22 protein-coding genes are annotated in these 26,091 nt (G+C 58.2%); 9 read left to right on the top strand and 13 right to left on the bottom strand.

The window, feature by feature from the left end:
- Position 1 precedes the first annotated feature (1 nt).
- Positions 2-2,509, top strand: coding sequence for a GcvT family protein (locus tag AC2FIB_RS05910; RefSeq protein WP_496733794.1), 2,508 nt, complete (start codon positions 2-4; stop codon positions 2,507-2,509).
- Positions 2,510-2,545: 36 nt separating this feature from the next.
- Here the strand turns inward: AC2FIB_RS05910 and AC2FIB_RS05905 are convergent, their stop codons facing one another.
- The 3 genes from AC2FIB_RS05905 to AC2FIB_RS05895 all read right to left on the bottom strand — a co-directional run bounded on the left by AC2FIB_RS05905 (position 2,546) and on the right by AC2FIB_RS05895 (position 4,667).
- The gene (locus AC2FIB_RS05905; RefSeq protein ID WP_496733795.1) at positions 2,546-2,881 is read right to left on the bottom strand and encodes a carboxymuconolactone decarboxylase family protein; all 336 of its coding nucleotides are present in this window, start codon (positions 2,879-2,881) and stop codon (positions 2,546-2,548) included.
- A gap of 68 nt (positions 2,882-2,949) precedes the next feature.
- A complete protein-coding gene (locus AC2FIB_RS05900; protein WP_496733797.1) occupies positions 2,950-3,603 on the bottom strand; it encodes a DUF938 domain-containing protein in 654 nt (217 codons plus the stop codon).
- Entirely contained in the window at positions 3,600-4,667 is a 1,068-nt protein-coding gene (locus AC2FIB_RS05895; RefSeq protein WP_496841811.1) for an NAD(P)/FAD-dependent oxidoreductase, read from the bottom strand. Before AC2FIB_RS05895 ends, AC2FIB_RS05900 begins: the two co-directional genes overlap by 4 nt.
- A gap of 204 nt (positions 4,668-4,871) precedes the next feature.
- Here AC2FIB_RS05895 and AC2FIB_RS05890 point away from each other — a divergent pair, with 204 nt between their 5' ends.
- Positions 4,872-5,252, top strand: a complete 381-nt coding sequence (locus AC2FIB_RS05890; protein ID WP_496734209.1) for a hypothetical protein — start codon at positions 4,872-4,874, stop codon at positions 5,250-5,252.
- Positions 5,253-5,255: 3 nt separating this feature from the next.
- Positions 5,256-6,488: an HlyD family secretion protein gene (locus AC2FIB_RS05885; RefSeq protein WP_496733799.1), complete on the top strand. Its 1,233-nt coding sequence runs from the start codon at positions 5,256-5,258 to the stop codon at positions 6,486-6,488.
- A 42-nt stretch (positions 6,489-6,530) separates the two neighbouring features.
- Here AC2FIB_RS05885 and AC2FIB_RS05880 read toward each other — a convergent pair whose 3' ends face one another.
- The 8 genes from AC2FIB_RS05880 to xdhA all read right to left on the bottom strand — a co-directional run bounded on the left by AC2FIB_RS05880 (position 6,531) and on the right by xdhA (position 17,453).
- Entirely contained in the window at positions 6,531-7,898 is a 1,368-nt protein-coding gene (locus tag AC2FIB_RS05880) for an MFS transporter (RefSeq protein WP_496733801.1), read from the bottom strand.
- Between the two features lie 166 nt (positions 7,899-8,064).
- The gene (locus tag AC2FIB_RS05875) at positions 8,065-9,138 is read right to left on the bottom strand and encodes a BMP family ABC transporter substrate-binding protein (protein WP_496733802.1); all 1,074 of its coding nucleotides are present in this window, start codon (positions 9,136-9,138) and stop codon (positions 8,065-8,067) included.
- Between the two features lie 35 nt (positions 9,139-9,173).
- Positions 9,174-10,094: an ABC transporter permease gene (locus tag AC2FIB_RS05870; protein ID WP_108859238.1), complete on the bottom strand. Its 921-nt coding sequence runs from the start codon at positions 10,092-10,094 to the stop codon at positions 9,174-9,176.
- 3 nt (positions 10,095-10,097) lie between these two features.
- A complete protein-coding gene (locus AC2FIB_RS05865; protein ID WP_496733804.1) occupies positions 10,098-11,180 on the bottom strand; it encodes an ABC transporter permease in 1,083 nt (360 codons plus the stop codon).
- A 63-nt stretch (positions 11,181-11,243) separates the two neighbouring features.
- Positions 11,244-12,761 (bottom strand): ABC transporter ATP-binding protein, encoded by a 1,518-nt coding sequence (locus tag AC2FIB_RS05860; RefSeq protein WP_496733805.1) that lies wholly within the window; start codon positions 12,759-12,761, stop codon positions 11,244-11,246.
- Complete coding sequence (gene xdhC / locus AC2FIB_RS05855; protein WP_496733807.1) at positions 12,758-13,693, bottom strand: xanthine dehydrogenase accessory protein XdhC; 936 nt, start codon at positions 13,691-13,693, stop codon at positions 12,758-12,760. Before xdhC ends, AC2FIB_RS05860 begins: the two co-directional genes overlap by 4 nt.
- On the bottom strand, positions 13,693-16,095 hold the full coding sequence (xdhB, locus tag AC2FIB_RS05850; protein ID WP_496733809.1) for a xanthine dehydrogenase molybdopterin binding subunit: 2,403 nt from the start codon (positions 16,093-16,095) through the stop codon (positions 13,693-13,695). Before xdhB ends, xdhC begins: the two co-directional genes overlap by 1 nt.
- Complete coding sequence (gene xdhA / locus AC2FIB_RS05845) at positions 16,092-17,453, bottom strand: xanthine dehydrogenase small subunit (RefSeq protein WP_496733811.1); 1,362 nt, start codon at positions 17,451-17,453, stop codon at positions 16,092-16,094. Before xdhA ends, xdhB begins: the two co-directional genes overlap by 4 nt.
- A gap of 344 nt (positions 17,454-17,797) precedes the next feature.
- On the opposite strand from xdhA, the gene dnaE reads away from it, so the two are divergent.
- From dnaE to AC2FIB_RS05830, 3 genes are all read left to right on the top strand, one after another.
- Positions 17,798-21,298 carry a DNA polymerase III subunit alpha gene (gene dnaE / locus AC2FIB_RS05840; RefSeq protein WP_496733815.1) on the top strand — a complete coding sequence of 1,167 codons (3,501 nt, stop codon included), beginning with the start codon at positions 17,798-17,800 and terminating at the stop codon, positions 21,296-21,298.
- A gap of 85 nt (positions 21,299-21,383) precedes the next feature.
- Positions 21,384-21,602, top strand: coding sequence for a YMGG-like glycine zipper-containing protein (locus tag AC2FIB_RS05835; RefSeq protein WP_496733816.1), 219 nt, complete (start codon positions 21,384-21,386; stop codon positions 21,600-21,602).
- A 5-nt stretch (positions 21,603-21,607) separates the two neighbouring features.
- A complete protein-coding gene (locus AC2FIB_RS05830) occupies positions 21,608-21,976 on the top strand; it encodes a hypothetical protein (protein ID WP_496733818.1) in 369 nt (122 codons plus the stop codon).
- 4 nt (positions 21,977-21,980) lie between these two features.
- Here AC2FIB_RS05830 and AC2FIB_RS05825 read toward each other — a convergent pair whose 3' ends face one another.
- Positions 21,981-22,175, bottom strand: a complete 195-nt coding sequence (locus AC2FIB_RS05825; protein WP_108859244.1) for a SlyX family protein — start codon at positions 22,173-22,175, stop codon at positions 21,981-21,983.
- 131 nt (positions 22,176-22,306) lie between these two features.
- On the opposite strand from AC2FIB_RS05825, the gene hisS reads away from it, so the two are divergent.
- From hisS to hisG, 3 genes are read left to right on the top strand one after another with little or no spacing between them, the layout of a single operon-like run.
- Complete coding sequence (gene hisS / locus AC2FIB_RS05820) at positions 22,307-23,794, top strand: histidine--tRNA ligase (RefSeq protein WP_496733820.1); 1,488 nt, start codon at positions 22,307-22,309, stop codon at positions 23,792-23,794.
- 3 nt (positions 23,795-23,797) lie between these two features.
- Positions 23,798-24,886 (top strand): ATP phosphoribosyltransferase regulatory subunit, encoded by a 1,089-nt coding sequence (locus AC2FIB_RS05815; protein ID WP_496733821.1) that lies wholly within the window; start codon positions 23,798-23,800, stop codon positions 24,884-24,886.
- Positions 24,883-25,572, top strand: coding sequence for an ATP phosphoribosyltransferase (gene hisG, locus AC2FIB_RS05810; RefSeq protein ID WP_496733823.1), 690 nt, complete (start codon positions 24,883-24,885; stop codon positions 25,570-25,572). The genes AC2FIB_RS05815 and hisG overlap by 4 nt, the downstream gene beginning before the upstream one ends.
- On the opposite strand, the gene AC2FIB_RS05805 is transcribed toward hisG, so the two are convergent.
- Positions 25,573-26,004, bottom strand: coding sequence for a DUF1489 family protein (locus AC2FIB_RS05805; protein ID WP_496733824.1), 432 nt, complete (start codon positions 26,002-26,004; stop codon positions 25,573-25,575).
- Positions 26,005-26,091 lie beyond the last annotated feature (87 nt).

Below are 26,091 nucleotides of genomic sequence, written 5' to 3'. Positions count from 1 at the left end.
AATGAAAACCCAAGTCAAAGCACTGGTCGTTGGCGGTGGTGCCGTCGGCACTTCGATTGCATATCACCTGGCCAAGGCAGGCTGGGACGATGTGATGTTGATTGAGCGGGACGAGCTGACATCGGGCTCGACATGGCACGCAGCAGGGCTGTTGCCGCTGTTCAACATGTCCTATGCAACGACACACATCCACAAGTACTCGGTCGACTTCTACAAGCAGCTTGGGGAAGAGACCGGCCTAAACGCAGGCTTTGCCGTCGTTGGCAACCTGCGCATGGCACAAACGCAAGAGCGCATGGATGAATACATGCTCTATGCGTCCACCGCTGAAACTTGTGATGTCGCCTACGAATGGCTGACGCCCGAGCAGATCAAGGAACGCTGGCCGCTGATTGAGACATCGGACCTGAAGGGTGCGATATATCACACCGAAGACGGCTACATTAACCCTGCAGACGTGACGCAGGCGATGGCTAAGGGTGCCCGTCAGCGCGGCGTTGATATTGTTCGCAAGATGCAGGCCGATGCCTTCCACTGGAACGGCACTCACTGGGAAGTGACCTGCACAAAGATGGTCGAGAAGGGCGGCAACCTCATCCCGTCTGACGAGCAGGTGGTGATTACCGCCGAGCACGTCGTGACTGCATCGGGCAACCACGCGCAGCGCACCGCCAAGATGCTGGGCATCAAGATGCCCGCGATCCCGGTCGAGCATACCTTTATCGTCATGGACAAAGACCCTGAGCTGGTCAAATGGCGTGAAGCGGGCAACCCAGAACACCCTGTTGTCCGTGATGCCGACAACGAATCTTACGCGCGTGAGGAACGTGGCGGCTGGATTCTGGGTATTTATGAACACGGCGCGCCCGCACAGTTCGAACATGGTGTGCCGGACAGTTTCCGCGCGGACCTGTTCCCGCTGGATCTGGACCGGATTGCAGATCAGTACATGGCAATGGCCGAGCGCGTTCCTTCCTGCGCCGAATCCGGCCTGAAAGACGATTTCAATGGCCCGATCTGCTACACTCCCGACGGCAACCCGCTGGTTGGTCCTGCTCCGGGCCTTCGCAACATTTGGCTGGCCGAGGGCTTCTCGTTCGGCATCACCGCTGCAGGCGGCACCGGCTATTATTTGGCGCAGATGATGGTCGATGGCGAAGCCGAGATCGACATGGCGTCGCTGGACCCCAAGCGTTACAGCAGCAACTGGATGACCACCGAGTTTGCAGCGCGCAAGAACGAAGAGTGCTATGAGCACGTCTACATCCTGCACCACCCCGATGAAGAACGTGCTGCCTGCCGTCCGCTGCGGACTGTTCCGGCCTATGACCGTCAGAAAGCGCGTGGCGCACAGTTTGGCTGGGTCAATGGATGGGAGCGCCCGAACTATTTCGGTCCGCTGGATGCACCCGAAAACTTCGACCATGACGCCCGCTCATTCCGTCGCGGTGGCTGGTGGCAGTACGCAGTCGAAGAAGCCAAAGCGATCCGCGAAGGCGTTGGCCTGATCGACGCATCGGCCTTCACCAAGCATGTCGTCAAAGGACCCGGTGCGACGCAATTCTTGGATTGGTTCACCTGCAACAAGCTGCCCAAGGTCGGTCGTATCAACCTGACCTACGCGCTGACCTCGCACGGCACCACCCGCACCGAGTACACCATCGTCCGCAATGGCGAGAACAACTACTACATCGTCTCTGCCGGTGCCTGGACCGAGTACGACGCGGACTATCTGCGCAAGGCGGCTGAGGACAAGATGGAGGAGTTCGGCTACATCGAGATCCAGGACGTGACCACCCAGTGGGGCGTTTTCGCTATCGCCGGACCCAAATCGCGTGATGTCCTGAAAGAGGTCATCAAAGACGCCGATCCGGAAACCGCTCTGTCCAACAAGCGCTTCCCATGGCTGTCGGCTCGTCAGATCGAACTGGGCATGTGCCCGGTCAACGCGATCCGTGTGGCCTATACCGGTGAGTTGGGCTGGGAACTGCACCATCCGATCGAGATGCAGAACTACCTGTTCGACCTGCTGGAAAAAGCCGGTGAAAAGCACGGTATGAAGCTGGTCGGTGCGCGCGCTCAGAACTGGCTGCGTCAGGAGAAATCCTATCGCGCCTTTGGCACTGAACTGGGCCGCGACGCGACCCCGCTGGAAGCCGACCTGCCGCGTTTTGTTGATCTGTCGAAAGATTTCTACGGCAAGGACAAGCTGGAAGAGACCGGTGTGCGCGTGAAGTGCTGCACCCTTCTGATCGACGGGCCGGACGATGCCGACCCATGGGGCCGCGAGGCGCTGTACACACCGGAAGGTGAACGCGTGGGTCGTTTGACCTCGGGCGGATACTCGGTCGCGTTCGAGAAATCCATCGGCATGGGTTATGTGAAGCCCGAGATGGCGGTCGAAGGCACTAAGCTGAAGGTCAAGATTCAGGACAAATTGTGGGATGCGGTCGTGACCTGCGATAGCCCCTACGATCCGAAGAACGAAACCATCCGCAAAGACGGTTGAACAAACAAAGGCCCCGGAGTTTTCCGGGGCCTTTTTTCATACAGACAGCTCATCAAAGCATTCCAGTGCCTTGGCGGCATACATCATCGACGGTCCGCCGCCCATCTGAATAGCCATAGCCAGAACGTCCGACACTTCTTCGCGGCTTGTTCCGGCATTGACCAAGGCTTCGGTGTGTAGCGTTATGCAAGGCTCGCAGCGGGCGGCGATAGACATGCCCAAAGCGATCAGCTCTTTGGTTTTGTAATCCAACGAACCGCCCTCTTTGACGGATTTTCCAAGCGCACCGAATGCACGCGCCGTGTCGGGGATTGCTGCGTTTAGGTTGCGCAAATTGTTGCGGGTATCCGAGAGCTTGTCTTGCCAGTTCATTTGTGGGCTTCCTTTAAACATATCATCTTGTGAATATGTTCATGGAAACTGCCTGACTTTGATCTTGATCAGACTACAGGTCTTTCAGCGATAAATGCCAGGTTGTTTGCCGGCATTTCAACAGCATCGATTAAACTCAATTGAACTCGACGCAGCAGGTCCAAAATATCGGCGTCATCCTTGTATCCGATGTCCGGGTCTTGTTGGCTCAATGCAGCATGAAAGTTCTGGTCTCCGGTACTGGTCAATCGGCCAGCGCGCATGAATGGCCCATAGAGGATTAGCCGACCGCCCGGGTTCAGCGCCAGCGCGGCCTCGGTCACCAAGGCTTCCACCTCCGACCAACTGATCAGATGCAGCAAGTTGATCAAGAGGATCAGGTCATTTGCCCCGTGAACAATATGCCAGCCGGGTTGAACCGCATCGAGTTCTATCGCAGGGGCTATGTTTTCTACGCCTTCGGCATACGCGTCGATTGAAGCGCGTCGTTCAGGTTCAACCTCACTGGGTTGCCAATCCAGACCGGGCAATCGATTTGCAAAAGCCACGACGTGCTGCCCTGTACCACTGGCCAGTTCCAGCGCGCGACCGGACACAGGGGCGAACTGAGCCAGCAGATCACACAGCGCGTCGGCATTCCTGCTGGCCGCCGGAGCGACCAATTTTTGCCCATCGGATACCGTCGCGACGCTGGCATTTGCAGGGAGTTTGCGTTTTGTCATCCACGTAACCTTTCTGGCCTTAGGGCGAAAACGCTCGCCGCCTCCAATTCTGAACGAGCACCAGTCGTCAAATCTGCCACCAGTTGTGAGGCCGCCGGTGCCGTTTGAAAGCCATAACCGCCTTGCGCTGCCGACCAGATAAACGTGGGTTCGGCAGGGTCGGGTCCTAAGACCAGCGTACCATCCGGCGCAAAGCTGCGAAGTCCGGCCCAGTTCGCCTCGACCCTTGTGACCGGCTCGGTCACCATCGCTTCGTACCGCGCCAGACCCTCGGCCAACACCATGTCGTCCGCATAGGCATCATGGGGAAAGGTCGGATCAGCCTCGCAAGGGGAAACGATCAGCTTTCCGGCATCCGGTTTCGCATACCAGCCTTCGCCAGCGCCCAACATCAAAGGCCAACCGGTCACGTCATGACCGGCAGGGGCGGGAATACGGGCCACAGATCGCCGGCGCGGTTCTATTCCGATCGGTGTAATGCCAGCCATCATGGCGATCTCATCCACCCACGCGCCTGCGGCATTCACAAGGGCCTTAGCCTCGAAAGGTTCTGCCGCCTCAACAAACCAGTGCCCAACTTTGGTGATGCTTTTGACCTTCTGACGGGTCAGAACCAAGCCGTCGTTGGCCCGGATTACACGTGCGAAATCTTGCATCATCCGGTCGGTATCAATGTCAAAAGCAACGCTGCTGGCGGCGGCAAACCCAACAGTCTGTGGGTTCAGTATCGGAACCCGCGAAATGGCCTCGTCAACCGAGATTTCTGATAGACGAAGGTCAGCCTGATCCTGAAAAAACTCATCTTCTTGATCATGCCCGGCGATCAGCATCAACCCGCGCGGCGACAGATAGCCGTTCGATCTGAGGCAAGCTTCGCTCGCTGCATTCAGGGTCTTCACGGAAGGTGGTCCATACCCCTTTTCAAACAACGCCGCTGACCGGCCAGAGGTGTGATATCCCAGCGCGTCTTCGCCTTCGAGCACGACGACATGACCATGTTCGGACAAACGCGCGCCCGCGCTTAATCCGGCGATGCCGCCACCGATGACCAGGAAATCGATCATGTTAGAAACTCCGCCCTGGGATCACCCCAAAACGGGTGGATTTGAGATCTGCTTTTATTCATGCGCAAAGCTTCGCATGCGTAACACTATTGGAAATGAGGCGTAATTTCCGCAATGTAAACTTGAACCAAAGAGACCGGCCTGTTTTTAGTGCAGCTATCATCGGAATCGGAGAAAGACGTGACACCGGCAGAATTACATCCAATGGCCACGGGGCATATCCCCTCATACGTCACGCAGGCAGATGGCAGCGACTTTTTGCTAACCTTCATGTTTATTTTTACCGTTCTGGTGATCGTGCTGATTGGCGTTGGCTATTTCACCCTGCATTCGATCCCTGAAAAAATCGCGCATGAATCAAATCACCCTCAGTTTCAGCTCGTAGGGATCCTGGCACTGTTGGCGCTATTCACCCATAACGGCTTGTTCTGGGTGGCGGCCATACTGGTGGCTGGCTTCCAGTTCCCGGATGTAGCGGCTCCCTTGCGGGCAATTGCGGACGCGATTCGATCGCTGGGTAATAAAAGCACTGATAACCCCGCCGCCGCAGCCCCATCGCAACCGACCGCGCAGCAGGAGCAGTAAGAGATGCTTGAAACACTGATGTGCGCGCTGGTCACCGTGTTGCCGGATTACTTATTTCGCCGTTACGTACAGGGCAAACGTATAGGCCATGAAATCACACTGTTCACCATGTGGTATGAACTGCGTTGGGGCCTGACCACCTGCGCCATTCTTGCGCTGACCGTGATCACCACGCTGTTTTACTTCCACCCTGCCAGTAAAACGGCGGCGTCCTATTTCCGAACGGTGACAATTCTGCCTCAACTCGGTGGTCGCGTGTCCGAAATTTACGTCACCAACAATCAGCAGGTCACTGCCGGCCAGCCGATTTTCCGGATCGAGGATTTCACCCAAACCGCACAGGTCGAGGCCGCGCATGCGCAGATCGCGCAGGTTCAGGCCTCGCTGAAAGTGGCGGAAACCGATCTGGCCGAGGCCGACGCAGGCATCGCAGGCGCGCGCGCTGCATTGGATCAATCGCTTGAGGATTTGGAGCGTAACACCACCCTGCGGGACGAAGGCTCCAGCGCCGTGCGATTGGCCGAAATCGACCGGTTGGAAAACCTTGTTGCCGAGCGTGAAGCGCAGCTTACCGCATCGCGATCCCGCCGTGCCGCCGTGGTGCAGCAGATCGAAGAACTGATCCCGGCCCAACTGGCCAGCGCCAACGCCCAGTTGGACGCCGCGCTGACCGAGCTGGACAAAACAGTCGTAAGCGCAGGTGTGACCGGTCGGGTTGAACAATTCGGCCTTCAGGTGGGCGACTATGTCAGCCCCTTGCTGCGGCCTGCGGGCATTCTGGTTCCGTCAAGCTCGGGCCATAACCGGTTTCAGGCTGCATTCAACCAGATGGCCGCTCAGGTCATCAAGCCGGGCATGATCGGAGAGCTGGGTTGCATGACCAAGCCCTTCACTGTCATCCCGATGGTTGTGGTCGAGGTGCAGGATGTCATCCCGTCGGGCCAGATACGCCCCACGGATGAGCTGCGCGATGTCCAGGCCAACACGGTGCCTGGCTCGATTTTGGTCTACATGGAGCCGCTGTACAAAAACATGGCCGATGACATACCGCCCGGCAGCAATTGTCTGGCGAATGTCTACACCGACAACCACGAACGGCTGGAACATGAAGACCTGGGATTCTGGCACGCCGCCGCCTTGCATGTGATAGACACGATCGGTGTTGTCCACGCGGCGGGCTTGCGCCTGCGTCTGATCCTGATGCCGGTGAATACGTTGGTGCTGACCGGGCATTGAGCCATTCACGCGTTTTGATTTCAGATCCGGCCTGTGTGAGGTTTAAACCGCTGGGCGGCCGGGTTTGTTATCTAAGGCGAGGGACGCGTAAGCAAACGCGAGAACGCAGACAGCGAACGCCGCAACAAAACAGAAAACCAGAGTGAACGAGCCGGTTATGGCAAAAACCGAACTGCCCAGGGCCATCCCGACCGTACCGCCCAGCAGCTGAAATGTCATCGAGATGCCACTTGCCTGTCCGTGCAGAGCTTGTGGTACCGTTGACATGATGGCCCGCCTTGGGGGGACAAACAGAAACGGCACGCAACAACCCCAAAGGAAGTAGCCAGCATAGATCAGCGCGGCGACGTCTAAATGCATTCCCAGTGCGACAATAAGTATGGCAATCGCACCCAGCGCTGTACCTGTCAGAGAAGGGCCGCGTGAACCAAATTTATCAGCAATTTTCCCCGCCATCGGGGCAATGAAAATCTGCGGAAAAGCAATCGGCAACAGGGCGACACCAGCAGTCAGCGGTGAAAACCCGAGCTTTGATTGAAAGTAGGATGCGCCGAACACGAACAGAGTAATCTTGCCGAATTGTGCGGTGAACAGGATCATGTTTGAAGCAGCAAACCCGGGGCCGGCAAAAAAGGAGATGGCAATCAGAGGCGATGTTGCCCTCTGTTCGACGCGGACAAATAACACCAAAAGTATAAGACCCGCTGACAGGGCCATAAGAACTACGGGCTGTGCCCAGCCTCTGTCCGGGCCCTCCATGACACCGAACACAATAACCGCCAACCCCGTCACCAGTAGAATTAGGCCTTTCAGGTCGAACTCGCGCTCCCGTTGGTGTGGCGGGTCCCGCCAGAAAACCCAGGCGACCAGAGCGACTACAAGCACGATTGGGGGGTTGACCCAGAAGATCCAGCGCCAAGACAGATATTCGGTCAGAACGCCTCCAACCAGCGGACCCATTGACAGGAACACTGTCCCGATCCCGCCATATAAACCCAGTGCCAGCCCGCGTTCCTTTTCGTCAAAAGACTGGATCAGAACCACTAGCGACAGCGGGAAAATCAGTGCTGCACCGATGCCCTGTGCGGCGCGCGCTGTTAGCAGTTCAAATCCGCTTTCGGCAAACCCTCCCAGCGCAGAGGATAAGCCGAAAGTCAATAAACCCGCACTGAGCAAAAGCCGAATGCCCAGAACATCGCCCAATCGCCCTGCTGCGCCCGCAAAACAAGCCAACACCAGCAGATAGATATTCACCACCCAATGCGCTTCCAGCAGAGACAGGCCAAGCTCATCCCGGATGGTCGGAAGCGCGACGCTGACGACCGTTTCGTCCAGCAGAATAACACCCAAGATGGCGCCCATTGCGCCGAGTATCCACCAGCGGCTGTGGTCTTGCGCTTTGATCTCCATGGGATTTTTACGTTTCGTGTTGAGGCAGGTAAAACATTAACCCCATCAGGTCCGTCGTGCCGGCACTCGTCAAGACAGTATTTAGTTAAGGTTAGGCGAGGTGCTCGTATAGAAACGAAAAAGGGCCAGCCTAATGGCCAGCCCTTCAGCGTGTTCGTGCAAAGATTTACTGCGGAATTTCGCCTTCCAAACCTTCAATGTAGAAGTTCATGCCTGCCAGTGTACCGTCATCGGCGGTTTCGCCTTCAGCAAGCCAGTCGCTGCCGTCCTGCTTTTTGATCGGGCCGGTAAAGGGGTGATACTCACCCGCAGCCATGGCGGCCTTCAGCGCCAGCGCTTCTTCTTTGACATCGGCCGGAACGGCATCGGAGATCTCGCCGATTGCTACCATGCCTTCGCGGATACCGTCCCAGGTATTGGCACTTTCCCATGTTCCATCCATGACGGCCTGGGTGCGTGCGATGTAGTAGGGAGCCCAATCATCGATGATCGATGACACGCGTGGGAACGGAGCGTATTCGCTCATGTCCGAGGCCTGACCAAAGGTGACCACGTTGCCCGCTTCTTGCGCGGCCGCCTGCGGTGCGGTCGAGTCGGTATGCTGCAAGATCACGTCCGCGCCTTGTTCGATCAGAACCGAAGCCGCGTCAGCCTCTTTCGCCGGATCAAACCAAGTGTAGGCCCAGATGATCTTGAACTCGACATCTGGGTTTACCTTTTTGGCGTGGAGGTAGGCCGAGTTGATGCCACGGATCACTTCGGGGATCGGATAGGAACCGATGTAACCGATAATGTTCGACTTGGTCATTTTACCGGCGATGTGGCCCTGAACTGCGCGACCTTCGTAGAAACGGGCCGAATAGACCGAGACGTTATCGGCAGTCTTGTAACCGGTCGCATGCTCGAACTTAACGTCCGGGAACTTCTTGGCCACGTTAATGGTCGGATCCATGTAGCCAAACGAGGTGGTAAAGATCAGGTCAGCGCCTTCCAGCGCCATCTGCGTCATCACACGCTCGGCATCCGGGCCTTCGGGAACGGATTCGACGAACACGGTCTCGACCTTGTCGCCAAAGTGATCTTCCACGGCTAGGCGGCCTTTGTTGTGCTCATAGGTCCAGCCACCGTCGCCAACTGGGCCGACATAGACAAAGCCTACTTTTGTTTTGTCCTGTGCGACCGCGCCGGTCGCCAGACCCAGCACCATCGCGGCACTGGCAAGAAGTGAAGTGAATTTCATGTGGTTACTCCCCAAGTTGGTTCAATTGGCCCCGTCTAGTGCGAGGCGTGGAAGGTCCGGCCCAGTGAGGCAGGTGCGCTGCTCTTGTCGGCCGAAAGGATCACAAGCACAAGGATCGTGATGATGTAGGGCGACATTGCCAGATACTCGACTGGGATGGCAACGCCTGCGGCCTGCAGATTAAGCTGCAACACCGTGATTCCGCCAAACAAATAAGCACCCAGCAATGCACGCCATGGTTTCCAGCTGGCAAAGACCACCAGCGCAAGAGCGATCCAGCCAACACCGGCGGTCATGCCCTCGGTCCACTGCGGAACGCGGATCAGGCTGATATAGGCTCCGCCGAGGCCCGCGCAGGCGCCACCAAACAGGATCGCCAGGATGCGGATCTTGATGACCTTGTAGCCCAAGGCGTGTGCGGCGTCGTGGTTTTCACCCACTGCGCGCAGGATCAGACCGACGCGGGTGTATTTCAGCGTGGCCCAGACGGCCGCAACCAAGGCGATGCCCAGATACAGGATCGGATCATGCTGGAACAGGATTGGGCCGATCACAGGAATATCGCTGAGCAACGGGATATGGATATCTCCCATGCTGGGCGGTTTGACACCTACATAGCTTTGACCCATCAGCGCGCTGAAGCCTAGGCCGAACAGGGTAAGTGCAAGACCACTGGCCACCTGGTTCGCCAGCGCAAACTGCGTCAGCAGGACGAACAGCAGGGACAGAACCGCGCCACCAATGGCTGCTGCAATGAACCCCAGCCAGGGTGATCCTGTTTCGACAGAGATCGCAAATCCGCTGATTGCGCCGACGATCATCATGCCCTCTACGCCAAGGTTCAGAACACCTGCTTTTTCGACGACAAGCTCTCCGATCGCCGCCAGCAGCAGGGGGGTTGCAGCCACCATAAGCGAGGCGACCAGAAGTACGGGATTGATTTCACCTAGGTCCATGGGTCACGCCACCTCATTACGAGCCGCACGGATGCGGTAGTTGGTCAAAAGATCGAAAGCCAGCAGGAAGAACAGGAGCATGCCCTGAAAGACCTGAATGGCAGCAGCAGGCAGGCCCAACTGGGATTGCGCGATTTCGCCGCCAATATAGGTCAACGCCATCAAGCCACCTGCCAGCAGGATACCCACCGGATGCAGACGACCCAGAAAGGCCACGATGATCGCTGTAAAGCCGTAGCCCACGTTAAAGTCGATGCTGACCTGACCTGATGGGCCTGCGACCTCGAACATCCCCGCCAACCCGGCCAGGGCACCGGACATGCCCAGACAGAACAGGATCAGACGTGCCGGGTTTACACCTGCGAACTTCGCCGCCCGAGGCGCTTCACCCGTCAGGCGAATGTGGAAGCCCAGCATGTGACGGTTCAGCAGGACATAGGCAAAGATCACAGCGATCAGCGCGGTCACCACACCCCAGTGCATTCCCGATCCGGCGATCAACTCAGCGTTATGCGCGCTTTCATAGGATTGCAGATTGCGCGATCCGGGAAAGCCAAACCCTTCGGGGTTTTTAAGCAGGCCAAGCGAAACCGAAGCCAGCATCTGCTCGGCCACGTAGACCAGCATCAGTGATACGAGAATTTCGTTGGTGCCAAAACGCACCTTCAGGAAGGCTGGGATTGCCGCCCAAAGCCAACCGCCAAATGCGCCGGCGATCACCATGATCGGGAAAACGTAGAACGCATCCAGCGGGTAAAAGGCCAGACCTGCACCTGCGCCAAAGATAGCGCCCATGATGTATTGCCCCTCGGCCCCGATATTCCAGATACCGGCTCGGAAACCCAAGGACAGGCCAATGGCGATCAGAACCAGCGGCGCGCCTTTGACCAGCAATTGTGGACGATAGTAGAAAGCGAACTCGCCAAACAGCGGCTCCCAGAAAATGGTGCCAATGGCTTGGATCGGGTTCTTGCCCAGAATGGCGAACAGGATGCCGCCGAAAACCATGGTTGCCAGCACGGCCACCAAAGGGGTCGCGTAAGACCACGCTTTGGACGGCTGCTGCCGTTTCTCCAACACAATCATCTGCTCATTCCCCCAGTTTCTTCATCTTTTTGTAAATTTTCCCGCCGAAGGCGGTCCGACGGATTAAACATGGGCCACCTCCATGCCATGCGCGCCGCCCATCATCAGGCCGATTTCGTCGACCGTCAGACCCGTGGTCGTACGCGGAGCGCTGAGCCGCCCTTCATTGAGCGCTGCAAAGCTGTCCGATATCTCCATCAGCTCATCCAGATCTTGCGATATGCAGATGACTGCGGTGCCTTTGGCGGCCAAATCCAGAATGGCCTGACGGATCGAGGCCGCGGCGGCCGCATCCACGCCCCATGTCGGTTGGTTCACAACCAGAACGTCCGGGTTTTGCAGGACTTCGCGCCCAATGACGAATTTCTGCAGGTTACCGCCTGACAAAGATCGTGCTGCGTTTTCTGGCCCCGGTGTGCGGACGTCAAAGGCACTGATGATCTTTTCGGCAAAGCTCTTGGTTTCTGCCCATTTGAGGAAGCCGTTGTTCTCAAGTCCTTCCCGGACTGATCCGGTTAGCAGCGCGTTCTCGGTCAGGCTCATGTCAGGGGCGGCCGCATGTCCCAACCGTTCTTCCGGAGCAGTCAGAACGCCCATTTTGCGGCGCGCGGTCGGCCCCAGTTTGCCGATCGGCTGGCCGTTGAACTTGATCGCGTCGGGCGCTGTGGTGATCTCGCCCGACAGAACGCCCAACAATTCGTCCTGGCCGTTGCCCGCGACACCGCCGATGCCCAGAACTTCGCCCTTACGGACGGTCATGTGGACATTCTTCAATGCGGTACCGAACTCGGATGGTGATGGAACTGACAAACCGCTGACATCCAGGGCGACCTCACCGAACTCACGCCCCGAACGCTCCGGTGTTTGCAGGGTCGAACCCACCATCATCTCGGCCATATCCCGCGCGGAGGTCTCAGCGGGAACGCATTCGCCGACATTCTTACCCAAACGCAGGATTGTGGCGTGGTCGCACAGTGTGCGGATTTCTTCCAGCTTGTGCGAGATATACAGGATCGAAGTACCCTCGGACCGCAATTTGTTCAGCGTTTCAAACAGAATATCGACTTCCTGAGGTGTCAGAACCGATGTCGGCTCATCCATGATCAGCAGCTTCGGATCCTGTAACAGGCAGCGGATGATTTCGACCCGCTGACGCTCACCCGCGGACAGATCGCCGACAGTGCGATAGGGATCCAGCGGCAGACCATAGGTTTCCGATACTTCGCGAATACGCGCCGCCAGATCGCCCATGGCTGGTGGGTTTTCCATCCCCAAGGCGATGTTTTCGGCCACGTTCAATGCGTCGAACAACGAGAAGTGCTGGAACACCATCGCGATCCCGTCCGCCCGTGCGGCGCGGGGTTCGGGTGGCGCGAAGGCTTGTCCGCGCAGCAGCATGGTTCCGCTGTCGGGCTTCACCAGACCGTAGATCATTTTGACCAACGTGGATTTGCCGGCACCGTTTTCGCCAAGCAAGGCGTGTACCTCACCCTCACCGATGTCAAAGGACACCTGATCATTGGCCACGACGCCGGGATAGGCTTTAGTCAGCCCTTGTAAGCTTAGAAGTGGAGTGGTCACGCGCTCAGGTCCTTCTTTATTTCGTTTTGCCGGGCAGGGCGCAGGATCTGCGCCGCGACACCAACTGCGATCATCTGCGGGTGTTTGCCCAGGGCTGGATCTCCGATTGGGCAGGTGATCCGGCCAATCCGCTCGGGCGCATGTCCCAAAGCGGCCAGCCGGGACCGGAACCGCGCCCATTTCGTAGCCGAGCCAATCAGGCCCGCAAAGCGGAAATCGTGCAAAAGCAACCTGTTGCACAGTTCCAGGTCCAGATTGTGTGAATAAGTAAGCACAAGGTGCTCGGCATCACGCGGCGCATGGCGTACCAGTTCAGCCGGTTTCGCTGCCGGAACGACGGTTACGCCTGCGGGCACCGCTTCGGGAAAACGCTCAGGTCCGGTATCGACCCAGGTGATCGACAGATCGGGCAGCGGTGACAGGACATCGACCAGAGCCCGGCCAACGTGACCAGCACCCCATATCCACAGATTGCGCGCGGGTTCGTGAACGGGTTCGACCATCCAGCCGTCAATCAGCTGCGGTTCGGGCGCAACACCTTGACCGCGGGCCTGCGACAACAGTCGCTTGACCGAAAGCGGCATCTCACCGCCCGAAGCCGAGCGCGCAATGACTGCATCATCCAGCCGGTCGACGGCCTCAAGGTCATAGATTTCACTCAGCAGAGTTACTGCACCGCCACAACACTGGCCCATATCCGGGCCAAGCGCGTGGTGCGTTTGGCGCATGGGCGCTGCTTGGGATCGGGCTGCTTCAGCCGCCTGATACTCCAACGTGCCACCGCCGATGGTGCCCGACTGCCCGTTCTCCCAAACAAGCATTGCAGCGCCAACTTCACGGGGGGATGACCCCTTGATCCCGGCGATAACCACCCGGGTCACCTTGCCGTGGGTTTTGACCGCCTCCCTCAAAGCCTCTCGATCAAATCCCATCAGGTCTCTCCCTTTACCCGCTGGACACCCTTCCAGACTTCTTCAGCCGTGGCGGGTGCATCCAGTGCCGGATAGCTGCCCCCGCAGGCCGCCACCGCATTCGACAGGGCAAGCCACGCGGAAATACCCAGCATGAACGGCGGCTCTCCGACCGCTTTTGAGCGATAGATCGTGTCCTCGCGGTTTTCACCGCTCCAGAGCGCGACATTGAAAACGTCAGGCCGGTCCGAGCAAGCGGGAATCTTGTAGGTCGACGGCGCGTGCGTGCGCAGGTTCCCTTTGCCATCCCAAACCAGCTCTTCGGTTGTCAGCCAACCAGCGCCCTGTACGTATGCGCCTTCGACCTGCCCAATATCCAGCGCCGGGTTCAGCGATGCGCCTGCATCATGCAGGATATCCGTCCGCAAAATGCGGTTCTCGCCAGTCAGTGTATCGATTGCGACTTCGGTGATCGACGCGCCGTAGGCGAAATAAAAGAACGGACGCCCCCGGCCTTTGATCCGGTCCCACTCGATCTTGGGTGTCTTATAGAACCCGGTCGCAGACAGGCTGACCCGGCCCTGATAAACCAGCGCAGCTGCTTCTGAGAATGTATAGCGCTCTTCGCCGACCGAGACGTGGCCATCCGAAAACGTCACTGTCGAGGGATCGGCCTGATGTCGATGCGCCAGATAGTCGGCCATCCGGTCGCGGATCGTGTCGCAAGCCGCTTTGACCGCCATGCCGTTCAGGTCACTGCCCGAGGACGCGGCCGTAGCCGAGGTATTCGGCACCTTGGCGGTGTCGGTCGCGGTGATTTTCACCATCTCCAACGGAATGCCAAAGCGGGACGCGGCCACCTGCGCGACCTTTTGGAAAAGACCTTGCCCCATCTCGGTACCGCCATGGTTCAGGTGGACCGAGCCGTCCTGATACACATGCACCAACGCGCCCGCCTGGTTCAGGTGGGTCAACGTAAACGAAATGCCAAACTTAACCGGAGAAAAGCCAATTCCCTTCTTGATCACGCTGTTCTCGGCATTCCACTTCTCAATGGCAGCCTTGCGTGCGGTGTAGTCGCTGGATTGTAGCAACTTGGCGGTCATGCCGTGCAATTCGAAGTCACTGACCTCCATCCCGTACGGCGTGGTATTGCCGCCTGCGGGCAACGGACGCACTGGTGCGTCGCCCATTTCCACTGCACCTCGGCTAGTGAGGTCTTCGTGCGGGTCAGGATGGCCCAGCGGCTTTTCAGCGACCACGGGATCCGCAACAACATGCGCCGGTTCATAGTAGTTCCGGCGACGCAATTCGACCGGGTCCATGCCCAGTTCATACGCGGCGTGATCCATCACGCGTTCGATCCCGACCATACCCTGAGGTCCGCCGAACCCGCGATAGGCGGTTGCGGATTGAGTGTTAGTCTTCAGCCGGTGGCTTTCGATCCGGGCATTCGGCAGCAGATAGGCATTGTCCGAATGCAGCATCGCACGGTCAGCGACCGGCAAGGACAGATCCTGCGCCCAACCACAAATCGCATGATGCAGGAAGGAAACGCCTTGGATGTGGCCGTTCTCATCAAATCCGGCCTTATATGCAATCCGGAACGCGTGGCGCTTGCCGGTTATGATCATGTCATCATCGCGGTCATAGCGCATCTTGCAGGCTTTGCCGGTTGCACGTGCCGCGATAGCGCAGGAAACAGCCAAAGCGTTGCCCTGACTTTCCTTGCCGCCAAAGCCGCCGCCCATACGGCGCGTTTCAACGCGAACCGCGTGCATCGGAACACCCAGAGCGTCCGCTACTTTGTGCTGAATCTCGGTCGGGTGTTGGGTCGAGCTATGCACCAACATATCCGCGCCCTCATTGGGCACGGCCAGTGCAGCCTGACCTTCCAGATAGAAATGCTCCTGACCGCCAAGCTCGAATCCACCTTCGATCACATGCGCCGAACCCGCAATGGCCGCATCCGCATCGCCCTTGGCGTAGATGCGCGGGCCGTCCTCGAACCGGCTGTCCGCAGCAAGCGCCTCTTCAACCGTCAGGATCGGGGTCTCTTCGGCATAATCGATCTGGCCCAAACGCGCCGCTTTCCGCGCGGCAAGGTGGCTGGTCGCGATAACGAGGAAAACGGGTTGCCCGATATAGTGAACCGTACCATCAGACAGCAGAGGTTCATCATGGATCGACGGTGAGACGTCATTGGCAAACGGCAGATCGTCGGCTGTCATCACCATGACGACACCTTCAGCGGCCTTCACCGCCGACAGGTCCATCGTGGTGATCTTACCCTTGGCAATCGGGCTAATGCCAAAGGCCAAATGCAACGACCCTTTGGGCGTCGGAATGTCATCCACATACCGTGCGGTTCCCGCGACATGCAGTGGCGCCGCGTCATGGGGGAGGGGTTTGGTCACGCTCATGCGGACACCTCCAATACATTTGTCACTTCGCCTTGATCCTCAAGGAAATATCGTTCGAGCAGCGCTTTGGCGGTCTGCAGCCGATAGTTGGCCGATGCGCGCATGTCCGTCATTGGCGTGAAATCACTGTCGAAGGCCGGAATGGCGGACCGGACAGTCTCATGCGTCCATGGCTTGCCAACCAGTGCGGCTTCGACATTTGAAGCCCGTTTGGGAGTGCCGGCCATACCACCAAAGGCAATACGCGCATCAGCAACGATTCCGTCCGAAACAGTGATGTTAAAGCACCCACACACTGCCGAGATATCCTGATCGAAACGTTTACTGAGTTTGTAAGCCTTCAAACGATCCGCCTGACGCGAAAAACTTACGGATTCGACAAACTCGCCAGGTGTGCGGTCTTGTTTGCCGTAGTCGATAAAGAAGTCCTCCAATGCGACCGAGCGACGTTCGTCGCCCTTGCGCAGTTGTAGCGTTGCGCCCAGGGCGATCAGTGCGGGCGGGTTGTCACCTATGGGCGAGCCGTTTGCGATATTTCCGCCCACGGTGGCCGCGTGCCGCACCTGTACGCTGGCGTAGCGTCGGATCATTTCGGCATAAGACGGATGCAGGTCCGCCAATGCTTCGCCCATCCGGTTCATATCGACCATCGCGCCGAACCGAACCTCGTCATCCGTGATGGTGATCTCTTTCAGATCATCACAGCGGTTCAGAAAAATCACTGGGTCGAGGTCACGCAGTTGCTTGGTCACCCAAAGCCCAACGTCCGTCGCACCGGCGACCAGAGTGGCGTCCGGGTGTTCCGCGTAGATTTTGGCCAATTCATCCGAAGACTCCGGCAACATCTGCGATGTGACCCGCGTGGCGACTGGCTTGTCTTTCACCCAAACCGGCACGGGAACTTCTTCGGCAGCCTTGGCGGCGCGAATGATCGGCGCGTAGCCGGTGCATCGGCACAGGTTGCCAGCAAGCTGGGTGTCGTGATCCGTCGCGCCATTTGCATGACCTGCCACCATCGACATAACGAAACCGGGCGTGCAGAAGCCACATTGCGAGCCGTGCAGATCCACCATCGCCTGCTGGGCTGGGTGCGCCTCGCCATTGGGGCCACTGGCGCCTTCGACCGTGCGAACCGCCTTACCATGCAGTTGAGGCAGAAACAGGATGCAGGAATTTAGCGCCTTGTGGTCACCTTCATCCGTCACCATGACAGTGCATGCCCCGCAATCGCCTTCGTTGCAGCCTTCTTTGGTGCCGGTCAGGCCGCGATCCTCACGCAGCCAATCCAGCAGGGTCGCTGTCGGATTGACATCCGCCAGTTCCACTGTCTCTCCGTTCAGAAGAAACGTGATATTCATTCGAGAAACCCGTCGCCTTACCCGGTTGCGCCCTTGCGTGCCCCCCTTCGATGCGACGTAGAAAGAGTAGCGGGCGGATAGCTTGCCATCTGATGTTAGAAACAGCGCAGGTTGTCTGGCAAGAAAAACTACCTATGTGATACACCATTGAGCACTGACGCTGCGTGATTGTTATCTTCGTTTAGCGATCACTGGATTGAAACTAAAGCGTTTTTTGTCTTTGGCTACTGCCGGGCTCCGAAGCACCTTCTGGAAAAGCCGAATAATCAAAGCCCATCTTTTTGGCAATCCAAAGCCAAGGTTCCTGCTTTTGCCGGGCGCGCGGCTGGGATAGCGTGGCAGTCATGAGCAGTACTCCTCGATTCATTCACCTCCGAGTTCACACCGAATATTCCCTGCTGGAAGGCGCCGTGCGGCTGAAAAAGCTGCCCGGTCTGTGTGATAAGATGGATATGCCCGCCGTCGCTGTGACGGATACTAACAGCATGTTCTCGGCTTTGGAGTTTTCGGTCACCGCCAGCGGGGCCGGAGTGCAGCCGATTATGGGTTGTCAGGTTGACCTGACCTATGTGCAGGCGCAACCGGGCGAAAAGCCCAAAACACCCGCGCCGGTGGTTTTGCTTGCCCAGTCCGAGGTCGGGTATGAGAACCTGATGAAGCTCAGCTCGTGTCTTTACGTCGACAAGGGTGGGCAGTTGCCGCAGGTGACTCTGGAAGAACTTGCGGAACGATCTGACGGGTTGATCTGCTTGTCCGGTGGGCCGGATGGACCGGTTGGGATGTTGTTGCAGCAGGGTCAACGCCCCGCAGCTGAGGCCGTGGTGGACCGGTTGTCAGCGATGTTCCCCGATCGCCTCTATATCGAACTCCAGCGTCATCCGGGTGAGGGTGGTCAGCCAGAGGCAGAACGTCTGACCGAGCGTGGCCATGTGGAAATGGCCTATGCCAAAAACCTTCCTCTGGTCGCCACCAATGACGTCTATTTCCCGACCACAGATATGTACGAAGCGCACGATGCGCTGATCTGTATCTCGGAGGGGGCCTATGTCGATCAGCAAGAAGGCCGCCGCCGCCTGACCGCGCAGCATTATTTCAAGTCGCAGCAGGAAATGGCGACCTTGTTCGCCGACTTGCCCGAGGCCATTGAGAATACGGTCGAGATTGCCAAGCGCTGTGCGTTCATGGCCTATCGCCGCGATCCGATCCTGCCGAAATTCGCTGATGACGAGGTTGCCGAACTGCGCCGTATTGCGAATGATGGTTTGCAAAAACGTCTGGCAGTGATCCCGCACGCAGTAACGCCAGAGGAATATCAGGAACGCTTGGACTTCGAGCTCGATATCATCGAAGGCATGGGGTTCCCCGGCTACTTCCTGATTGTTGCCGATTTTATTCAGTGGTCCAAGGATCAGGACATCCCGGTGGGGCCAGGTCGTGGCTCGGGCGCGGGGTCACTGGTGGCCTATGCGCTAACGATTACTGACCTTGATCCGCTGCGCTATTCGCTGCTTTTCGAACGGTTCCTGAACCCGGAACGGGTTTCGATGCCGGACTTCGATATCGACTTCTGCATGGATCGCCGAGAAGAGGTGATCCGTTACGTGCAGCAGAAATACGGTCGCGACAAGGTGGGGCAGATCATCACCTTTGGCGCATTGCTGTCGAAAGCTGCGGTGCGCGACATTGGTCGCGTTTTGCAGATTCCATACGGGCAGGTGGATCGCCTGTCCAAGATGATCCCGGTGGAAGGCGTCAAACCCGTTTCCATCGAAAAGGCGTTGAAGGACGAACCCCGGCTACGGGAAGAGGCGCGTAACGAGGAGGTTGTGGACCGCCTGCTGACTTACGGTCAGCAGGTCGAGGGGTTGCTGCGAAACGCTTCGACCCACGCGGCAGGCGTGGTGATCGGGGATCGTCCATTGGACGCGCTTGTGCCGCTGTATCAGGACCCGCGGTCCGATATGCCTGCCACTCAGTTCAACATGAAATGGGTCGAACAGGCCGGGCTGGTGAAATTCGACTTTCTGGGCCTGAAGACGCTGACTGTGATCCAGAACGCTATGGATCTGATCTTCAAATCCGATCGCCCGTTGCATGTCGCTGCTGATGGTACGGAGCTTTACGAACCCGCTGAAGGGGCGGAAAACCAGATCAACGCCATCCCGCTGGATGATGAGGCGACGTACAAACTTTATTCGGCGGCCAAGACCGTGGCGGTGTTTCAGGTGGAATCCTCGGGCATGATGGATGCGCTCAAGCGGATGAAGCCTGACTGTATCGAAGATATCATTGCCCTCGTCGCGCTCTACCGACCTGGCCCCATGGAGAACATCCCCAAGTTCTGTGAGGTCAAGAACAAGCTGAGCGAACGGGACACGCTGCACCCGTCCATCGATCATATCCTGGACGAGACGCAAGGCATCATCGTCTACCAGGAACAGGTGATGCAGATCGCCCAGGAAATGGCGGGCTACAGCCTTGGCGGTGCGGATTTGCTGCGCCGCGCGATGGGTAAGAAAATCCAGGAGGCGATGGACGCAGAGCGGCCCAAGTTCCTCAAGGGTGCTGCTGAGAACGATGTGGATGAGGCCAAGGCGACCGAGGTTTGGAACCTGTTGGATAAATTCGCCAACTACGGGTTCAACAAATCCCACGCTGCCGCCTATGCGGTTGTCAGCTATCAGACAGGCTGGCTGAAGGCGAACCACCCGGTTGAGTTCATGGCCGGTGTCATGAACTGCGATATCCACCTGACCGACAAGCTGGCCGTATACTTCGAAGAGGTCCGTAAGGGACTGGAACTGCCTTACGTGCCGCCTTGCGTGAACCGCTCGCTGTCGACATTCGACGTGGTGGACGGGCACCTGGTCTATGCGCTGGGCGCGCTAAAGAATGTGGGTGTCGAAGCGATGAACCTTGTGGTCGCGGGGCGCGAAGGCAAGCCGTTCGTGAACCTGTTCGACTTTGCCCGTAAGGTTGATCTGAAGAGGGTCGGCAAGCGCCCGCTAGAGATGATGGCGCGGGCAGGGGCCTTCGATCAGCTCGACAAAAACCGCCGTCGCGTGTTCGAAAGCCTCGATCCGTTGGTGCAATATTCGGCGGCAATCCATGACCAGAAGAACTCGAACCAGGTGTCGTTGTTTGGTGAAGCCGGGGACGATCTGCCCGAACCGCGCCTGTCGCCTTCGCCAGACTGGCTGCCGGCGGAACGTTTGAGCGAAGAATTTAAGGCTATTGGTTTCTATTTGTCAGGCCACCCGTTGGATGACTACATGCCCGCGTTAAGGCGTAAGCAGGTTCTGACGTTGGACGAAGTGACCGAAAAGGCGCGTTCGGGCCCTTTGATCGCTAAAATGGCCGGAGTTGTTGCCGGACGGCAAGAGCGAAAGTCCGCACGCGGCAACCGGTTCGCCTTTGCCCAGTTGTCCGACCCGACAGGTGCATACGAAGTAACGCTGTTTTCAGAAACGCTCGAAAAGTCACGCGAGTATCTGGAAACCGGAGCACAGGTGGTGCTGACGGTCGAGGCGACGATGGAAGCTGACCAACTCAAGCTGCTGGGGCGCTCGGTCGGCCCGGCGGATTCTGTGGTGGCAGAAGCCGGGGCAACGGGGCTGCGTATCTTTGTTGGCGCAGCGCAAGCGGTGCCAACCGTGGCAAAAGTCCTTGAGGATGCCGCAACTGCCGCCAAAGGCGCGGCGCGCGGTCCGATCCAATTGTTGTTACTGGACCCAAGCCTGCCAGGTGATGTCGAAATGGACCTGGGCGCTGAGTTTCCGATCAACCCGCAGATCAAAGGCGCGATAAAATCGCTGGAAGGTATTCTGTCCGTCGAAGAGATCTGACCTCTCTTTGTTGCCAGACAGTTAGCACCCCGCTAGGCTGACCCGACAGAGATGTCTTTGGGTCATGCCGCAGGAGGGTGTTGATATGACAATTGCAGGTCTCAATTTCAGAAGAGTTTTGTTCGGGGCGGCGGCATCGCTGGCTTTGGTTGCAGCCTCGGTCGCGATGGCAGACGACAAGAAGAAAAAGAAAACCATCGAAGGCGCGCTGATCGGCGCAGGTGTTGGAGCGATTGTCGGTGACGGAAAAGGCGCAGCGATTGGTGGCGTGGCCGGAGCTATTATTGGACATAACTGGAAGTGATTGTGATGCGTTTTTTCAAACTCAAAATGTCCGCTTGCGCCGCAATCCTGGCGGCTCCGTGTGTGGCTGCGGCCGATGAGGCGGCTGAGCAGATGGTACAGGATGCATTGCCCGTCATGCACTATACTTGCGCCTCGATTGCAGAAGAAGCGGATGGCGACGAAGCCTTTGTTGTGACTGTTGTTGGAAAGATGACTGCCCTATCTCTCCACAATCGCCAGATCAATATCGAAGATCATGCAGCCACGGATGAGGAGAAAGCCAAACTGCGTGAGGCGTTCATAGCCGCGCTGTCGGAAGGATGTGCAGCAGATAAGGATGCCCTATTGGGTGGCGTGGTCGACAACGCGGTGAAAACGTCGCTGGGGCTCTAAATCATCAATAGTGCGGCGGGCGTTCGTCGCCCAGAACGATCCCGCCCGAGCCTTCCTGCGACCGTTCGCCTTCGCGGCGCATCAGCATCTCGACACGGCGTGTTAAACGATCAATCTCGTCCTGTTGGCGGGTGACGACCGAGTTGAGGTCTTCGACCGTACGGGCAAGATGGGCGATCTGCTCTTCCAGATGCTGCATGGGGGACTCCTGTGTCTTAGGCCGGTCATAGCGACCCGGACAGCGCATGGCCAGCGAAAGCGCGCCTTGCCCCGATGCAGGCCATGGGATAGACCGCGCGCGGAACAAGGCAACTCCCAAGGACGTCCCACATGGCCAAGCCCAAGAAACAGCCCCGCCCCAAGGCCGTAACGCCAAAAGGGTTCCGCGACTATTTCGGCCAGGAAGTCACGCAGCGCACCGAGATGCTGCGGGCTATTGCGGACGTCTATCATCAGTACGGGTTTGACGCCCTGGAAAGCAGCGCGGTTGAAACCGTCGAGGCGCTGGGCAAATTCCTTCCGGATGTAGATCGCCCGAACGAGGGTGTGTTCGCGTGGCAGGAAGTCGACGAGAATGACAAGGGCGACTGGATGGCCCTGCGCTATGACCTAACCGCGCCTTTGGCCCGGGTTTACGCGCAGCACCGCAACAATCTGCCGACGCCTTATCGTCGTTATGCGATGGGACCAGTCTGGCGGAACGAAAAGCCGGGGCCGGGGCGTTATCGCCAGTTTTATCAATGCGATGCGGATACGGTGGGTACGGCCTCGATGGCCGCTGACGCCGAGATTTGCGCGATGCTGTCGGACACGCTTGAGACCGTCGGCATTCCGCGCGGCGATTATCTTGTGCGGGTCAACAACCGCAAAGTTCTGAACGGCGTGCTTGAGGCGATGGGGCTTGGCGAAGACGTCGCTGCCCGCGACGACGTTCTGCGCACCATCGACAAGTTCGACAAAGTTGGCGAGCAAGGCGTGCGAGAGCTGCTGACCAAAGGCCGTCTGGACGCCTCTGGCGCGTTTATCGACGGTGTTGGTCTTAGCGAGGATCAGGCTGAGCCGGTGATCGCGTTTCTGACCTCCAAGGCAGCGGAAACCGCCGGAACATTGGCCAACTTGCGCGCCGCCGTAGGCGACAGCAAGATCGGCGCGGACGGGATCGCCGAGTTGGAACAAATCGGCACCTTGTTGGATGCGGGCGGGTACGGCGCGGACCGGATCGAGATTGACCCTTCGGTCGTGCGCGGTCTGGGTTACTATACCGGGCCGGTTTATGAGGCCGAGCTGACCTTTGAGATTTTCGATGAGAAAGGCCGCAAACGCCAGTTCGGCTCGGTCGCAGGTGGTGGTCGCTATGACGATCTGGTCAAACGCTTCACCGGGCAGGAAGTTCCGGCGACCGGCGTCTCCATCGGTGTCGACCGTCTGCTCGCTGCCCTGCGCGAAAAAGGCAGGATAGCCGCGCAGGCTACGGGTCCTGTAGTCGTGACCGTTATGGATCGCGACCGGATGGCCGATTATCAGGCGATGGTGGCAGAACTGCGCAACGCAGGTATCCGGGCAGAGGTTTATCTGGGTAATCCCAAGAACTTCGGCAATCAGCTGAAATATGCGGATAAACGGAACTCTCCGATTGCAGTGATCGAGGGCGGTGACGAGAAAGCCAATGGGATCGTGCAGATCAAGGACCTGATCCTTGGCGCGAAGATCGCCGAAAGCGCCACGCTCGAGGAATGGAAAGAACGCCCCAGCCAGTTCGAAGTGTCACGTGGTGATCTGGTCGCCAAAGTGCGCGAAATTCTGGACAGTCAGGACTGACCGATGCCCAATCGTTCCCAGATACAGGCCCGCGCCGCGATGATGCGTGTCCGGTTTGAAGCCGCCGGGGCGCAGGTTGTGGATACGCCCCTGCTGCAACCGGCTGAAACGTTGCTGGACCTTTATGGCGAAGACATCCGCGCGCGTGCTTATGTGACTTCGGATGCGTTGCGAGGTGAACAGATGCTGCGCCCCGATTTCACCCTTCCGGTCGTGCAGATGCACATGACCGAAGGGGCTGAACCCGCACGCTATACCTATTCTGGTGAAGTTTTTCGTCGGCAAGAGCATGACCCGGATCGGTCCAACGAGTACATTCAGGTCGGTTATGAAGTTTTTGACCGCAATGATCCCGCCGGGGCCGATGCCGAGGTGTTTTCCCTGTTTGCCCTGCAATTGCGGGGGCTGCCCCTGCGCGCGGCAACCGGTGACATCGGCATCCTGACGGCGGCTGTTCAGGGGCTGCGCACCACGGATCGGCGCAAGGCCGCGCTGATGCGCCACCTGTGGCGTCCACGTCGGTTCCGCGTCCTGCTCGATCGGTTCGCCGGGCGAAAGCCCGAGCCGGAACACCGCACAATGCTTTTGGAGGCCGCAGACCCGATGGGGTTTGACGTTCCTATGATTGGCAAACGCCGCGTTGCCGAGATCGAGGCGCGCATCGACGCGTTGCGCGAAGATCGCGACACGCCACCGATTTCTGACAACGAGCTTGCAGGCCTGGAATCTCTACTGACCGTTCGGGAAACCATGCCCTTCGCTTTGGAGCAGTTGCGGGATGTGGCCGTTGACCTGCCTCAGATCACTCCGGCGCTGGACAGGCTTGAGGCAAGAATTGCCGCCCTGCAGGCGCGTGGTGTTGATGTGAGTCGGTTGGATTTCGAGGCTGCCTATGGGCGTACGTCGATGGAGTATTACGACGGGTTTGTCTTTGGGTTTTATGCCGAAGGTCGCCCCGATTTGCCTCCGATTGCCACCGGCGGGCGTTACGATGCGCTGACGCGACAACTGGGCAACGGGGCAGAAATTCCAGCTGTTGGCGGCGTATTGCGCCCGGACCTGATGCTGGAAATCGAGGAGGCCGCGCAATGAGCTTGAAACTGGGCGTGCCCTCGAAGGGCCGATTGATGGATAAGACCTTTTCGTGGTTCGAAAAGCGCGGCATCACATTGTCGCGCAGCGGATCAGACCGGGAATATGCCGGTAAGGTTGAAGGGATCGAGGGAGTCTCGCTGATCCTGCTGTCTGCCGGGGAAATCCCCCGCGAACTGGCAGCGGGCCGCATTCATATGGGTGTCACCGGAACAGATCTGGTGCACGAAAAATTGCCACGGTGGGAACAGCAGATTGAAGAAGTCTCCGAGTTGGGCTTCGGCAAAGCGGATCTGATCATTGCGACCCCTGCCTGTTGGGTCGATGTCGAAACTCTGGACGATCTCGATGCTGCGGCGGCAGCGTTTCGCAAAACCCACGGGCACCGGTTGCGGATTGCGACCAAGTACCACCGATTGGTACGCGAGTTTCTGACGGACGCGGGGGTTGCAGATTACACTCTGGTCGACAGCCAGGGCGCAACCGAAGGCACTGTGATGAACGAAACCGCCGAGGCGATTGCCGATATCACCTCGACAGGTGAGACATTGCGCGCAAACCACCTAAAAATCCTGTCGGACGGCCTTATCCTGCAATCACAGGCCACGCTGTGGCGTAGTCGGGTTGCCAGCTATGGTGTCGGTGAAAAAGAGGTTCTTTCCGAATTGCTTGATCGGCTGAGCTGATTACAGCACGCCGATGTCCGCCAACGCGCGATTCAGATCGTCGGGCAGGGAATCATCCTCGGCCCGTCCTTTGGGAAGATCGGCAGGCGTATCTTCGGATTTAAGGTATCGCCACCCTTGGAACGGGCGTTTCAAGGCACTCTGTGTGCGGTGCACCTCAGGGTCCAGCACGATGGCGCAGCGGCGTATACCGTCCTCGCCGCGCACTTCGTCCAGCCGCAGGATCTTCTGGCGGCACTGTACGACACCCTTGATCACCCAATAGATTGATCCGCCGTTCAGAATCTCGGCTTCGCGCTTGGGCCACATGCGAGTGACGTGGCGCGGCAAGCCGTCTTCATAAAGCGGTTTGCGGCTATCCTGCCATTCCATCAGCGTGTCGACGCTTTCCGATCCGACGGAGAGTTTTATGAGGTTTATGTACTTATCCACAGCTTTCCCACAGAGTCGTCCCAAGACCGTCTATACATTGTAGCTCAAGAAAGCCTGTCATCAAGGTGTTGTGGTTAAGGTGTGATC

The organism is Ruegeria sp. YTSA072 (assembly GCF_059610285.1).
This window is presented reverse-complemented; position numbering and strand designations above follow the sequence as displayed.

Bases quoted from the DNA above. Each gene is read 5' to 3' on its own strand.
- AC2FIB_RS05910 (WP_496733794.1), top strand. From the start codon at position 2: ATGAAAACCCAAGTCAAAGCACTGGTCGTTGGCGGTGGTGCCGTCGGC.
- AC2FIB_RS05905 (WP_496733795.1), bottom strand. From the start codon at position 2,881: ATGAACTGGCAAGACAAGCTCTCGGATACCCGCAACAATTTGCGCAAC.
- AC2FIB_RS05900 (WP_496733797.1), bottom strand. From the start codon at position 3,603: ATGACAAAACGCAAACTCCCTGCAAATGCCAGCGTCGCGACGGTATCC.
- AC2FIB_RS05895 (WP_496841811.1), bottom strand. From the start codon at position 4,667: ATGATCGATTTCCTGGTCATCGGTGGCGGCATCGCCGGATTAAGCGCG.
- AC2FIB_RS05890 (WP_496734209.1), top strand. From the start codon at position 4,872: ATGGCCACGGGGCATATCCCCTCATACGTCACGCAGGCAGATGGCAGC.
- AC2FIB_RS05885 (WP_496733799.1), top strand. From the start codon at position 5,256: ATGCTTGAAACACTGATGTGCGCGCTGGTCACCGTGTTGCCGGATTAC.
- AC2FIB_RS05880 (WP_496733801.1), bottom strand. From the start codon at position 7,898: ATGGAGATCAAAGCGCAAGACCACAGCCGCTGGTGGATACTCGGCGCA.
- AC2FIB_RS05875 (WP_496733802.1), bottom strand. From the start codon at position 9,138: ATGAAATTCACTTCACTTCTTGCCAGTGCCGCGATGGTGCTGGGTCTG.
- AC2FIB_RS05870 (WP_108859238.1), bottom strand. From the start codon at position 10,094: ATGGACCTAGGTGAAATCAATCCCGTACTTCTGGTCGCCTCGCTTATG.
- AC2FIB_RS05865 (WP_496733804.1), bottom strand. From the start codon at position 11,180: ATGATTGTGTTGGAGAAACGGCAGCAGCCGTCCAAAGCGTGGTCTTAC.
- xdhC (WP_496733807.1), bottom strand. From the start codon at position 13,693: ATGGGATTTGATCGAGAGGCTTTGAGGGAGGCGGTCAAAACCCACGGC.
- xdhB (WP_496733809.1), bottom strand. From the start codon at position 16,095: ATGAGCGTGACCAAACCCCTCCCCCATGACGCGGCGCCACTGCATGTC.
- xdhA (WP_496733811.1), bottom strand. From the start codon at position 17,453: ATGAATATCACGTTTCTTCTGAACGGAGAGACAGTGGAACTGGCGGAT.
- dnaE (WP_496733815.1), top strand. From the start codon at position 17,798: ATGAGCAGTACTCCTCGATTCATTCACCTCCGAGTTCACACCGAATAT.
- AC2FIB_RS05835 (WP_496733816.1), top strand. From the start codon at position 21,384: ATGACAATTGCAGGTCTCAATTTCAGAAGAGTTTTGTTCGGGGCGGCG.
- AC2FIB_RS05830 (WP_496733818.1), top strand. From the start codon at position 21,608: ATGCGTTTTTTCAAACTCAAAATGTCCGCTTGCGCCGCAATCCTGGCG.
- AC2FIB_RS05825 (WP_108859244.1), bottom strand. From the start codon at position 22,175: ATGCAGCATCTGGAAGAGCAGATCGCCCATCTTGCCCGTACGGTCGAA.
- hisS (WP_496733820.1), top strand. From the start codon at position 22,307: ATGGCCAAGCCCAAGAAACAGCCCCGCCCCAAGGCCGTAACGCCAAAA.
- AC2FIB_RS05815 (WP_496733821.1), top strand. From the start codon at position 23,798: ATGCCCAATCGTTCCCAGATACAGGCCCGCGCCGCGATGATGCGTGTC.
- hisG (WP_496733823.1), top strand. From the start codon at position 24,883: ATGAGCTTGAAACTGGGCGTGCCCTCGAAGGGCCGATTGATGGATAAG.